General features: G+C 71.0%; 9 protein-coding genes. 5 read left to right on the top strand and 4 right to left on the bottom strand.

From position 1 onward, the window contains the following. Window positions 1–2 precede the first annotated feature (2 nt). The gene (locus tag BLV02_RS03820) at window positions 3–554 is read left to right on the top strand and encodes a hypothetical protein (RefSeq protein ID WP_069110422.1); all 552 of its coding nucleotides are present in this window, start codon (window positions 3–5) and stop codon (window positions 552–554) included. A 37-nt stretch (window positions 555–591) separates the two neighbouring features. On the opposite strand, the gene BLV02_RS03815 is transcribed toward BLV02_RS03820, so the two are convergent. Together BLV02_RS03815 and BLV02_RS03810 are read right to left on the bottom strand one after the other, a co-directional pair. Next, window positions 592–1,311 carry an MIP/aquaporin family protein gene (locus BLV02_RS03815; protein ID WP_069110423.1) on the bottom strand — a complete coding sequence of 240 codons (720 nt, stop codon included), beginning with the start codon at window positions 1,309–1,311 and terminating at the stop codon, window positions 592–594. 61 nt (window positions 1,312–1,372) lie between these two features. Beyond that, entirely contained in the window at window positions 1,373–1,969 is a 597-nt protein-coding gene (locus BLV02_RS03810; protein WP_141711477.1) for a hypothetical protein, read from the bottom strand. 128 nt (window positions 1,970–2,097) lie between these two features. On the opposite strand from BLV02_RS03810, the gene BLV02_RS03805 reads away from it, so the two are divergent. Further along, window positions 2,098–3,255, top strand: coding sequence for a class I SAM-dependent methyltransferase (locus BLV02_RS03805; protein ID WP_069110425.1), 1,158 nt, complete (start codon window positions 2,098–2,100; stop codon window positions 3,253–3,255). Here the strand turns inward: BLV02_RS03805 and BLV02_RS03800 are convergent. Beyond that, entirely contained in the window at window positions 3,237–4,658 is a 1,422-nt protein-coding gene (locus BLV02_RS03800) for a glycosyltransferase family 2 protein (protein ID WP_083288439.1), read from the bottom strand. The genes BLV02_RS03805 and BLV02_RS03800 overlap by 19 nt on opposite strands. Before the next feature lie 111 nt (window positions 4,659–4,769). On the opposite strand from BLV02_RS03800, the gene BLV02_RS03795 reads away from it, so the two are divergent. Continuing rightward, window positions 4,770–6,725 (top strand): glycosyltransferase family A protein, encoded by a 1,956-nt coding sequence (locus tag BLV02_RS03795; RefSeq protein WP_074946133.1) that lies wholly within the window; start codon window positions 4,770–4,772, stop codon window positions 6,723–6,725. Here BLV02_RS03795 and BLV02_RS03790 read toward each other — a convergent pair. Beyond that, window positions 6,682–9,111 (bottom strand): asparagine synthetase B family protein, encoded by a 2,430-nt coding sequence (locus BLV02_RS03790; protein WP_069110428.1) that lies wholly within the window; start codon window positions 9,109–9,111, stop codon window positions 6,682–6,684. The two genes, BLV02_RS03795 and BLV02_RS03790, sit on opposite strands and share 44 nt — an antisense overlap. 274 nt (window positions 9,112–9,385) lie before the next feature. Between BLV02_RS03790 and BLV02_RS03785 the strand changes: the two genes are divergently transcribed. Together BLV02_RS03785 and BLV02_RS03780 are read left to right on the top strand one after the other, a co-directional pair. Next, window positions 9,386–11,437, top strand: coding sequence for an acyltransferase family protein (locus tag BLV02_RS03785; RefSeq protein WP_074946429.1), 2,052 nt, complete (start codon window positions 9,386–9,388; stop codon window positions 11,435–11,437). A 50-nt stretch (window positions 11,438–11,487) separates the two neighbouring features. Continuing rightward, on the top strand, window positions 11,488–12,210 hold the full coding sequence (locus BLV02_RS03780) for an MIP/aquaporin family protein (RefSeq protein WP_069110429.1): 723 nt from the start codon (window positions 11,488–11,490) through the stop codon (window positions 12,208–12,210). The last annotated feature ends 176 nt before the right edge of the window (window positions 12,211–12,386 follow it).

Raw genomic sequence — 12,386 nt, 5'->3', positions numbered from 1 at the left:
CCATGGCCGACCGCCGCAAGCCGCGCCGTGTCATGCGCCACATGCGCCGCATCCCCGGCTACCGGTACGCTCGCCGCACCGTCGTGCCCCGCCTGCGCGACTCCGCCACCGCCCGCGCCGTCGTGCACCGGCTGTTCGCCGTCGACGCCAAGCAGCACACCCCGCTCGACGTCACCGCCGGCCGGCTGCTGGCCGGGGTCGGGACCGAGCGCCTGCCGGTCGTCGTCGTGCTGCTGCTCGGCCTCCCGCCGCAACGCGTCCGCGAGGTCGTCGACGAGCTCGCCGAACTGCAGGTGCTCAGTGCTGGCTTCCGCCCGGTCATCGTCATGGACGTGCCCGAGCTGGCCGCGGCCCGCGCCTACGGCTACCCGGCCGAGCTGCTGCTGCCGGCCGACGGCTGGCCGTACGAGGGCCAGTCCTGGGACGACTACGTCCGGACGACGCTCGGCACCGTCTTCGCGACCTACCGCAGCACCGCCTCGGTCGTCGTCGGCCCGGACGGGCTGGGCCGGACCGAGCGCCTCCTGCTGGCCTCCCTCGCCCCGCGCCGCTGACGCGCGGCCTGCGGGTGCCGGGCGCCGGGCAGCGGGCTCAGGGCAGCAGCGACGGCCCCGGCGGCGGCACCGGGTCGGGGTAGCGGGTGCGCCTGCCGGGGCGCTGCCGCTCGGCGATCACGAAGTGGTACAGCGCCCAGGCCAGCACGGCCCCGAGCAGCGGCCCGACCAGCCACGAGGCGACGTCGTCCCACTCGCCGCTGACCACGGCTGGCCCGAAACCGCGGGCGGGGTTCAGCGCTCCGCCGGTGACGGCCAGCAGCGCGGCGCTGCCCGCGATGACCGCCCCGCCGATGGCGAACGGGTAGATCGACAGCGGCGAGCGCTCGTCGACCACGGTGCCGAACACGACCAGGACCAGGAACATCGTCGCGATGGCCTCGAGGACGACGGCACCGCCGAGGCTGACCAGCTCCTCGTTCACGGCGGGCGTGGCGACGGCGACCGCATCGGTGTCGGACACCACCGACACCAGGAGCGCACCCAGCGCGGCGCCCACGAGCTGCGCGGCCCAGTAGATGCCCGCTCCGACCGCGTCGATCTTCTTCGCCAGCAGCATGGCCAGCGTGATGGCGGGGTTGAAGTGGCCGCCCGAGACATGGCCGAGCGCCGCCGTCATGCCCATGACGACGAACCCGTAAGCCAGCACGGTCGGCGTCGCCTGACCGGCGATGCCCAGCGTCGCCACGGTCACGAAGACCACGGACAGGGTGCCCACCGCCTCGGCGATCGCGTTCCGAAGCCAGCTCTCTGCCATCTACGTGCCCCTCCTGTCGCAGCTCCCCGCATCGCTGCGGAACGCACCCACCACGGGGACCTTATCGTGCTGATCCCAGCGGATCCGAGGCGACCGCGTCGTCCCGGCGGTCGAACTCCCCGGCCGCCGCGGCATGGTCCCCTTCGGCGCCGATCCGGTACCAGAATTCGGCGAACTGGCTCCTGGCACGTTCGAGATCGATCGTCATCGAGTACGGGACGGTCGCCCGGAACGACTCGATGCCGGCCCGGACGGAGTCGACGTAGCGCCGCGCGAGCTCCAGCGGACTCGATCCGTGCGACGCCACCACCGTCGGCGCCAGCGATCGCAGCACCGGCTCCTGCGCCCGCCAGTCGCCGGCGATGCTGGCCGCGACCTGCGCCGGGTCGCGGCGCAGGTGGATGAAGAGCGAGTTCGACCCGTAGGCCGCTCGAAGCGTGTCGAGCCGGGTGCACAACCGGCGGTCCACCTCGATGTGCGCCTCGGGATAGTCGAGCCGGTTCGCCGCGATCTCACCGCCCGGCAATGACCCGCCGGCGGCGGTGTAGTTGTCGATGTGACGGCATGCCTTGATGAACGTGCTCGAACCGCAACGGCCCGTGCCAAGTACGAACACCCGCAATGTCTGGAACTCCTCGGGTCTAATGGCGCGCGCCATGCCTGCGGCGCAGGCATGCTCTTTGCCCGTGCCGCCGTGCGAAAGGGTAGTCTCACGGCCACATTGACGAAGGAAGGTTGGGCGAATTCGTGTTGGGCATGACGGGTCGTCAACTCGCGACGAGCGCAGTGGCCGCTGCGCTCGGCCTGGTCGCAGCGGTCACCGCTCTCGCCGGTGGCACCGATGTCGCCATCGCGGCGCTCGGGCTGCTGCTCACCGGCCTGCTCCTCCTCGTCATCGACGTGCGGCGCCGTCAGGGTGAGCTGGGGAACCGGCTCAAGAAGATGGCCCAGCGCCAGCTGGTCGACCTCCGTAGGACCGAACGGCTGCAGCACCTTCCCAGTGAGGTCGAGTCGGCCTCGCGCCGTTCGCTGGCCGCGCTGACCGACGAGTTCCAGCTGGCCGTCGGGCGCATGGAGACCGCCGGCACCAGCACGCTCACCGGTCTGGCGCAGGAACGCCTCGCGGCCGCCGAGCGGCATGTGGAGGTGCTCGGGCACCTCGCCGACGTACCGACCACGGCCAAGGGTGTCACCGCCGCGTCCGAGGCCATCGCCAGTCTCCGGCACGACGTGCTCGGCAACCTCGAGGACGCCAACCGCGAGAACAAGCGGCAGCAGGTCGCCCTGCGGCAACGCGTCGACAAGCTGGCCTACGAGCCGGTCCGCCAGGTGCAGGCGCTCATGCAGCTGATGAACCGCATCGACCCCCGCGCGCCGCTCCCTGCCACGGGCGGCTGGGCCATGGAGCCGTCAGCGCTCCTCCGGCTGGTCCAACTGGTCGACGACACCCGTCCCGGTCTGATCGTGGAGTGCGGCAGTGGCGCATCCACCCTGTGGCTGGCGTACGCGCTGGAGGCGCTGGGCGGGTCGGGCCGGGTCGTCGCCCTCGAGCACGATGAGCACTACGCCGAGGAGACCCGGCACCTGCTGCGCGATCACAAGCTGACCGACGTGGCGGAGGTGCGGCACGCGCCGCTGGCCGAGGTCGAACTGGGCGACCAGGTGTTCAACTGGTACCAGCCGGAGTCCATCCAGGACCTCGCCGGGATCGACCTCCTCCTGGTCGACGGGCCGCCGCGCGCCAGCGGCCCGCGAGCCCGCTACCCAGCGGTCCCGCTGCTGGGGAGCCGGCTTGCGCCGGTGGCGCGCGTGGTCCTCGACGACGTCGACCGGCCCGAGGAGCAGGAGGCGGCCGAGGCGTGGCTCGCGGAGGTCCCCGGCCTCACCCGCGACACCGCCGGGACCGACCGGTCCGCCGTGTTCGCCTACCGGCGACCCAAGTGATACCTGCCCTGCGCGAACCGGTGGTCTGAGGCGCCGGACTCGGTGCCGATGCCGTGGTCGGCGCCGGCCAGCCACTCCTCCCCGAACAGCGCACGGGCGTTGTCGCGCAGCCCGGCCTCGCCGCTGGAGCGGTAGGACCGGTGCAGTGCCCGCGTGGCCCAGAGTTCGAGCGGGGACTCCGCATCGGTGACGCTGACGCTGAGGAGACCGTGCGTCCAGGTGCGCCAGCGGGCCATGAGGCCACTCAGCGCCGACCCGGCCAGGCGCGTTCCGACCGGAACCATCATCGTCGCCGGGCTCGGGAACCCGGACCGGGGCGCCTCCGTGACCAGTCGCACCCGTCCTTCGGACTGCCAGTAGTCGACGTAGAGATCGGCGTCGTCGGCGCCCGGATCGAACACGACGTTGATCGAGAGATCGTCGAAGTCGTTCGCGAGCAGGTCGTCGACGGTGTTCCTGACGGCGGAGAAGCTCCGGTTCGATGGCGGAACGATGACCTGGAGGTAGGGCACAGCCCATTGCCGCCCGCTCACGGGTGGCCGGTATCGGGGGTTGGCGATGTAATTGGCGATCAGCGGTGCCCGCTTCCGGGCCAGTTCCTTGCCGTTGGTCGCGAACGACCGCTGCCCCTGGTGCAGGCTGTAGGCCGCCCGCTCGGGAATGATCACGCCGCCGGCGGTGAAGCACCGGTAACCGAACTCGGTGTCGACGATTCCCCGCCGCGGGAAGTGCGCGAACCCGCCCATCTCCTCGTAGAGCGCGCTCCTGGTGGACACGCTCGCGCCGACGACCGGGCGCCACAGATCCTCGCGGTCCGTGGTGAGGTCCTCGGTCATCTCCAGCACCTGGTCGATCCAGAGATGCGGCTCCTTGGGGCGGCCCTCGACCAGCGCGCCGATGTCGCCCTGCTCGACGGCCGAACGCACCTGGTCGGCCGTGATGCCCTCGACGTCGACGAAATCGCGAAAGCCCAGCACGACGGCGTCGTCGATGATCTCGTGCCAGCGCGCGTGCGCCTCGACGTGCTGCCGGTCGGCGATGATGTCGGCGTCGATGAACAGGAGCACGTCGCCGCCGGCCCGGCGCGCACCGACGTCACGGGCATGCCCGGAGCCGTGCCCGCCGCCCTCGACGCGCACCAGCGTGGTGTGCTCCGGACGCGACTCCGGCAGCCGCAACGGCGGTTCCGACCGGTCATCGACCACGACGACCTCGAGCAGTTCGGCGGGGTGACTCTGGACCGCCAGTGCCGCCAGGGCGAGGTCCAGCTCGAACTGGCCGTTGTGCGCCGGAATGACCACACTGACGGACACCGGGGTGGCCGTCGGGTCGCCCAACGCTCGCGGGGTGAGACTCCGCCAGTCATTGCGCTTCGCCGCGACCCGGCGTGCACTGGTGATCATCAATGCTCCTCGCTCTGGATACCGGAGCCAGACTCTAGCGACAAGACTCAGGTAGTGTGCCTCCGACTCCGGAAGGCGGGAATGCGAACCGTGGCTGCATTGGGATTGCTCATGTCATCCGACGATGAGCTGATCGACAGCGTCTCCGGGCGTGAATGCACCACGGTGATCGGTTTTTCCGAGTTGTTCGACGGCGACCTCAAACGCCTCGCCCCCACGCCCTGGGAACGTGTACTCGTGGTCGCCGACTCGGTCACGGCGTTGCGTTCGGTCCTCCCGCAGCTGGTGGCCATGGACTGCGAGGCGCGGGTGATCGACGTCGTCGTCGGCGGACGGCCACGCCCCGGTCTGCTGACCGTCCCGCCGCGGACCGTCGCCGGACGTATCGTGTCCGTCGCGCAACTGGTCAGCGTGGACAAGCCGGTCCGGACTCGGCATGCACGACTCACCGTCCGGTTCAGGAGCGTGGTCAGGCTCGGCGACGCACTCGCCGCCGTCCTGCAGAGCCGCCCCGGGCGGTTCCAGCGGCCCACGGCCGGCCTGCGCGTCGGCATCGCCCACGACCGGCCGGAGGCCATGACGTGGGCCTGTGGTGATCCCTCGTCCATCCGGCTGAGCCCGGACCAGCAACCGTCCGATGACGGCGGGCCGGGCCGGGTCGACGTCGTCCTGGGCGCTGCCGGGGGTACTCGGCACGGCGTCAGAACCCTGCAGGTCGGCGGTCAGGAGCGCCGTCCCACCTGGACCGAGGTGATCGGCGCTCATCGTCAGTCGCTCGAGCGGTTCGTGTCCCTCACCCGCACTGACGAACTTCTGCCGCCGGTCGACACCGACGTCCTGCGGCCGATCGGTTTCCTGCCCGACAGCACGGACGACGCCGTCTGGCTGCGGCGCATGAGCTCGACCACCGTCCCCCGGCTGGCACTGGTCGACGGCAACGGCCGGCCGAGTGCGCCGTTCGACGCATGGTCCGGGCTCAGCGACCGGGTCGTCGACCAGGTGCGGTCCTACCGCGCCGTCCACGACGACCCCTGGGTGCACGACGGCCCGGTCCAGCAGGCGTCCTTCCTCGTGCAGGCGGCCTGCGCCGCGCTGCCCGTGCTCGCCGGCAGGCTGAGCGACACCGTCCGCCGGCTCGTCGGCGATCCTCTGGCGCTGGCCTTCGAGTCGGTCGCCGCCGCGGACCTCGACGACCGCGTGCGGCGCGAGGCGTACTGCATGGACATCCGGCGGCTGGCGTTCGAACGTCACGGCGCCCGCCGCCGCTGGGCGGCGATCGCCGAACGACTGCGCCGTCCGGTGACTCCCCCCGCCTCTGTGTCCGTGGTGCTCGCGACCCGCCGCCCCGAACTGCTGCCGCGTGCCGCCCAGCAGGTCGCGGCGCAGGACTGGCCGAACATCGAACTCGTGGTCGGCCTGCACGGGTTCAACCGCGAGCATCCGCGGGTCCGCGAACTGGAGTCGACCTACGAGGGTTCCCTCGTGATCGCGGAGATCCCGGCGAAGCGCGTGCTCGGCGACATGCTCAACGACCTGAGTGCCCTCGCCTCCGGCGAGCTGATCACCAAGATGGACGACGACGACTGGTACAGCCGGCACCACGTCACCGACCTCGTGCACGCGGCCGAGTACTCCGCCGCCGAGGTCGTCGGCGCCGGAGCGGAGTTCCTCTACCTGGAGGCCCTGGACCTCACCGTCCGCCGTCACCGCGCCAGCGGCCACTGCTACGCCCCGAGGGTCCCGGGGGCCGCCTTGCTCCTGGGCAAGGACACCCTCGCTGCCGTCGGCGGCTGGCGGCCCAGCCAGCGCGGGGTCGACACCGCCCTGGCCCAGGCCGTCCTCGACTCCGGCGGCTCCATGTACCGCTCGCACGGCCTGAGCATCGTCGTCATGCGCGCCGCACAGGGCCACACGTGGGATCCGGGAGTCGAGTACTTCCTGCTGGGCGACGTCGATCAGTGGCCGGGCTTCGCACCGCCGCCGGGCATCGCCGGCCCTCCACCGGCACCGCGAGCGCTCCCGGTCAGCTGGTTCGATCGGCCGCGCGCTGCGTCAGGAACTTCCTAGCCTTCCCGAGCTGCTCGACGAACTGCTCCTTCGGCGGCGGCCCGTGGCCCTCACGCAGGTCCTCCAGGACGATCACCCGGCTGCCATCGGCGGAGCTGCCACCGACCCCGGTGATCCCCGCCGAGGCGGCGAACGGCACCAGGTGCTCGCGGATGTGGAAGGCGTCGCGGAGGTTCTGGACGTAGTACACGTAGTTGTCGGTGGCCTTGGCGTACTGCTCGACCATGTCGAGCCGGTCGGCGAACTGGGCCGGCACGGTCTCGAGTTCGTGATCCGGGAAGGCGAGCGTCAGGTAGTCGCGCACCCGGCGCTTGTAGTAGCGCGAGACCGTGGTCTGCGGCGCGAACGGCACCGCCACCGAGCCCGCCACCAGCCGCGAAGCGGCCAGCGCCGCGAAACCGCCGCCTGACGTCCCGGTCATGATCACTCTTGTGGCCGACATCCGGTCGGCGAGACGCTGCACCAGTCGTGCGCAGTGGCGGCTCACGTCCACGTCGGCGGTCCCGACGTACCACCCGAGGGTGATCTCCGGCGAGAGCGCCAGCACCGGATCGGCGAGATACAGCACGGAGGCGTCGAACTCGGCGAGGGTCGACTGCCACTCGAATCGCGGGTACTCGTACTTGGCGCGATCGGTGGCGCCGTGGAAGACGACGAGCAGATTCGCACTGTCTCGCGCCGACACCATGGCCTCGAGCGAGAGCGACTCCGCGCGGCGGCCACGCGGATCGTTCGGCTCCAGGGCGATCCGGTGCCGGCTCAGGCCGTTCGCCTCCGGCAGCTCGAACGTCTCCACACCGGAGTGCTCCTGGACGGCGAGACGGTGGCGGTCGTCGTAGCCGGGCGTCCGCGTCGGTGCCGTCACCGGCGGCGTGGGCGACGCGTTCGCCGGGACGGGCTCGGGCGTGAGCTCACGGCCGTTCACCGGCCAGGCGAGCAGCTCCGGCCACATCGAGTGCAGCAGTCCGCGGTAGACGTCGCCGCGGATGCGCGACTCCAGCGGTACTCCCAGCAGCAGGCCGAAGATCCGCCTCGAGTTCAGCACCGTGTGGGTGTCGTGGGCGAGGTCGCTCTCGAGGTACACCGTCGACAGCCAGACGCCGGCCCGGTGCTCCCAGTGGAAGAGGTCGTAGGGGTCGTAGCCGTCGAACCCGGCGTGGCCGGTGTCGGCCACGAACGCGTCGAACTCGGCGACGACCTCAGGATCGGCCGGGGTCTTCTTGCACAGGATCCCGGCCATCACCTCGGGGGTCAGCTCGGGACGTTCCCGGCGCTGCGACCGGTGCCGGGCCCGGCCGATCTCGAAGAGATTGGACCGCAGGTGCAGCCGGTCGATGGGCAGCTCGGTCAGGTAGGCCGCGGCCAGGCCGCGGTTGTGGATGCGCTGCGAGTTGCGCGCCATGACGCTCCGCAGCGCCGCATCGTCGACCTTGCCCGCCACCGTGACCACCTGGTGGTCCAGCCGGAGCCCGTCGGCGAGCGCACGGGCCGTCGTGAGATCGCGCGCGTGCCCGGCATTGTCGACGTGTGCACCGTACCGGAGGCTGTAGGTGAAGTACCGGACGGACTCGTGCACCGAGCGCGTCACGGCGAGCGTCGTCCGGCTGTCCTGCCCGGCGGTCAGAGAGGTCATCAACGGCGTCCTGGTGGCCAGCTCCTCGACCTGGCTCCGCAGCAGCACGCGCAGTTCCTCGACGGCGTCATCGGCACTCACCGGCGTCGGCGCGTCCCTCGGATAGACCCGATGGACGCCGCGGGTCTCCAACTCCAGCTCGGTGTTCGGGGTCAGCTGGACGACGTCCGCGAACGGGGTCGCCCGGCCCGGTAGGCAGTAGGCGCCGTGCTCGGTCAGCCAGCCCGCGGCGGCGAACGCGCTCCGGCCGGCGCCCGCCACGTCGGCGACGAGTTGCGCATGGCCGGCGATCACCTGCGGCAGCGGTGCTGCGGCGTAGAAGACGCTGCGCATCGCGGTGGCGTCGGACGACAGCCGCGTGCCGGTGTGGTCACCGTCGATCACCAGATAGCGCCCGACGAGGTCGTCGACGGCCTCCAGATAGGCGAGCCGGCCGCGCAACCGGGCCTGCAGCAACGATCGCGCGACGGCCGAGCGCCCAGCGGCGAGTTCGTTCAGGTCCAGGGCGCGGCCGAGCAGGGCCACCCAGACCCCGCCGGGTGCGGTCGCCACGGTCAGAGCGTTACGCGGGTCGTACGTGAGGTGCCACGCGCCGAGCCGGACCCGGCGCCAGTGGCCGGCCGGCGCCGTCGCCTCGAACGGCGTGAGCAGGAATCCGCGTGCGTAGAGCAGGTGACCGAATTCCTCGGCGTACGGGATCTCGGCGGCCGGCGCCGCGGGGAGGTCCTGCACCTCGATCGGTGCGTCCGACATCCATGACCTCATCTCGGTCGTTCCAGAAATCACGGCGTAGAAGGCCTGAAATGCTAGCAGCGGCGCTGCCTCCGCTCCGCGGCTCGGCGGTCACTCCCGTCACCTCGTCTAGACTGTCGCGGTCTGTGGCAATGCAGAGTCGCGTCGTTGATCACCCGGAGAGCCCTCGAACCCGATGCACCAGTCCTCAGCCACCGCTGTGCCGCCGGTACCGCCGCCGCCGCCGACCTCGGCGTCGGAGCGGCCGCGCGCCCGCGCGGCGACCCGCCGCCCCGTGGACGCCCAGCGGTTCCGGGGCGACATCCAGGGGCTGCGCGCCGTCGCCGTGCTGGCCGTGCTGGGGTTCCACGCCGGCCTTCCGTTCATGTCCGGAGGCTTCGTCGGAGTCGACGTCTTCTTCGTCATCTCCGGCTTCCTCATCACCGGCCTCATCGACCGCGAGATCGGGCGCACCGGCAGGCTCAGCCTCACCCGGTTCTGGGCACGGCGCGCCCGGCGGCTGCTGCCCGCAACCGCCGTCGTCCTCGGTGCGGTCGCGGCGATCACGTTGATCGTCCTGCCGGTCACCCGGTGGCCGGCCATCGCCTGGGACATCGCGACGAGCGCCCTCTATGTGGTCAACTGGCGACTCGCCGACGAATCGGTGAACTACCTCGCCAGCGACGACGCGCCCAGCCCCGTCCAGCACTTCTGGTCGCTGGCCGTGGAGGAGCAGTTCTACGTCGTCTGGCCGCTGCTGATCCTCGTGCTGCTCTGGCTGCAGCGGCGGTTCCGGCTCTCCATCACCCGCGTGCTCATGGGCGGCATCGCCGTCATCGGCATCCCGTCCCTGATCTGGTCGATCTATCTCACCGAGACCAGCCCCGGGCCGGCCTACTTCGTGTCGACCACCCGGCTGTGGGAGCTCGCCGTCGGCGCCGCGCTCGCCATCGTCGCGCACCGGCTGCCCCGGTTGCCCGTCGCCTGGGCGCACGCGCTCGGCGTCGGCGGCCTCGCGGCGATCGCCGTCGCGGTGCTGACCTACGACTCGACGACGCCGTTCCCGGGCACCGCAGCGCTGCTGCCGACGCTCGGCGCCGCCGCGGTCATCGCCGCCGGGACCGTCGGCCGCCGCACCATGGCGGACCTCGTGCTCGACACGCCCGTCATGCGCGACATCGGCACCCTGTCCTACTCGCTCTACCTCTGGCACTGGCCGCTGCTCATAGCGGCCGCCGTGATGTGGGGCGGTGACGACGGCACGCTGCCGGTGACCACCGGCGTGATGGTGGTCGGCTTCTCCGTCGTCCCGGCCTGGCTGACGTACCGGCTGGTCGAGGCGCCCATCCACCACGCGAAGCTGCTGGTCCGGCTGCCCGGCTGGGCCGCGGTCCTCGGCCTGGGGTGCACGGCGATCGGCGTGGCCGCCGCCCTCGTCGTCTCGCAGTCCGTCCCGGCGCCGCCGTCGTACGCGGTGACCTCACAGGCGCAAGGCGCCGCCGTGCTGGACGAGGACCCCGACGAGGATCCCGACGGCGAGGTGGTCGACTCGGTGGAGTTCATCACGCCGACCGCGCTGGAAGCCCCCGACGACGTCGCGCGCCTCGACGGTGAGCTGTGCATCAGCGACATCGAAGGCACCGAACTCGAGAGTTGCACGTTCGGGCCGGCCGGCGCCGATACGACGGTGGCGATCGTCGGCGACTCGAAGATGCACCAATGGCTCACCGCTTTCCAGCGCATCGCCGAGGAACGTGGGTGGCGCATCGTCACCTATCTCAAGAGCGGTTGCCCGATGATCAGCGGCGACGTGCGGTTCGAGGACGATGTCAACAAGGACTGCACGCAATACAACGAGTCGCGATACGAGGCATTGCGCGACGACGACTCCATCGACTACGTGCTGACGTCCCAGGTCGCGTCGCAGTCCTACCTCGGCCCCGACGCATCCGACGCGGAAGAGAACGACGCTATGGTCGACGACCTGGTCGGGGTGTGGGAGGGCCTCGAGGAGGCCGGGCGTCAGGTCGTCGTGATGCTCGACAATCCGAATCCTTCCTTGGACGTCATGGAATGCGTCGCCGAACATCCGGACGAACTCAGTGAGTGCACGTTCTCCCGTGCGGACCGAGAGCAGATCGGCGGCGGCGCGGCCCAGCTACCGGCGCTGGAGCGAGCCGACGGCGTGTCCGCGGTCGACCTGCGCGATTACATCTGCCCGCGCGACACTTGCCCCGCTGTGATCGGTAATGTCCTGGTCTATCGGCGGGGGTCGCACCTCACCGCCACCTACGTCTCGACGCTCACGCCGCGGCTGGATGAGGCGCTGATGGAGGTCATGCGCTGACGTCGCCCGGCTGGGTACGATTCGAGCGCCGAACCGAGGAAGAGGGCCGCATGGACAACCTGAGTCGCAACGTCATCGCTGAGGCGTTCGGGGCGTTCCTGCTGATCGCTCTCACGGTCGTCGTGGTCACGATCGGCCCGGGTCTCATCCCCGCAGCGCTGACCTACGGTTTCGCGACCGCCGCCCTGGTGGCGGCCCTCGGCCACGTCTCCGGCGGGCACTTCAACCCGGCCATCACTCTCGCTTACCTGCTCTCCAAGCAGATCGACTTCCTGGCCGCCGTGGCGTACTGGATCGCGCAGTTCCTCGGCGCCGCGGCGGGAGCGCTCACCGTCCGGCTGATCACGGACAGCGAGGTCGTCACCGCGGGCACCCCCGTGATTGCCGACGACGTCAGCGTGGGCGGCGCGATCCTCGCCGAGGCCGTGGCGACGATGATCCTCGTCCTGGTCATCTTCGGCACGGTGGTGGACCGCCGCGCGGCGCCGTCGGTCTACCCGATGGCCATCGGCATCACCGTGACCGCCGGCTTCTTCGCGATCGCCCCGCTCACGGGTGGTGCCCTGAACCCGGCCCGCGGGTTCGGCCCCGCCGTCATCAGCGGCGAATGGGGTGGCGCGGCCGCTTGGCTGGCCGGCCCGATCCTCGGCGCGGTGCTGGCGTGGGCGCTCTACCGCTTCGCCATCTCCGGTGGCGACGAGAACCCGGTCCGCGGCCGCGGCACCGACGCTCACGCGCTCCCGCCGCCACCCGGATCGTCGCTGCTCCCCTAGCCTGCGGCACGAGGCGCGAGGTGGCGCGCCGCTGGTGTGCACTTGCGTCCCCACGGCTCAAGTTTGAGTGTTTTCCACCTATTTGCCTCTTGCCTACGTAGAACCCTTGACGCCAAGCGCTCCCGACCGACACGATTTGCCTCCATAACCGGCGTTTTGGGCGGATCGTCGTTATG

It is taken from the genome of Jiangella alba (assembly GCF_900106035.1).
GTDB lineage: Bacteria > Actinomycetota > Actinomycetes > Jiangellales > Jiangellaceae > Jiangella > Jiangella alba.
The sequence above is the reverse complement of the archived record's forward strand: the minus strand, read 5'-3'. Positions and strand labels throughout refer to the sequence as shown.

Bases quoted from the DNA above. Each gene is read 5' to 3' on its own strand.
- BLV02_RS03815 (WP_069110423.1), bottom strand. From the start codon at position 1,311: ATGGCAGAGAGCTGGCTTCGGAACGCGATCGCCGAGGCGGTGGGCACC.
- BLV02_RS03790 (WP_069110428.1), bottom strand. From the start codon at position 9,111: ATGTCGGACGCACCGATCGAGGTGCAGGACCTCCCCGCGGCGCCGGCC.
- BLV02_RS03810 (WP_141711477.1), bottom strand. From the start codon at position 1,969: ATGGCGCGCGCCATTAGACCCGAGGAGTTCCAGACATTGCGGGTGTTC.
- BLV02_RS03820 (WP_069110422.1), top strand. From the start codon at position 3: ATGGCCGACCGCCGCAAGCCGCGCCGTGTCATGCGCCACATGCGCCGC.
- BLV02_RS03780 (WP_069110429.1), top strand. From the start codon at position 11,488: ATGGACAACCTGAGTCGCAACGTCATCGCTGAGGCGTTCGGGGCGTTC.
- BLV02_RS03800 (WP_083288439.1), bottom strand. From the start codon at position 4,658: ATGATCACCAGTGCACGCCGGGTCGCGGCGAAGCGCAATGACTGGCGG.
- BLV02_RS03795 (WP_074946133.1), top strand. From the start codon at position 4,770: ATGTCATCCGACGATGAGCTGATCGACAGCGTCTCCGGGCGTGAATGC.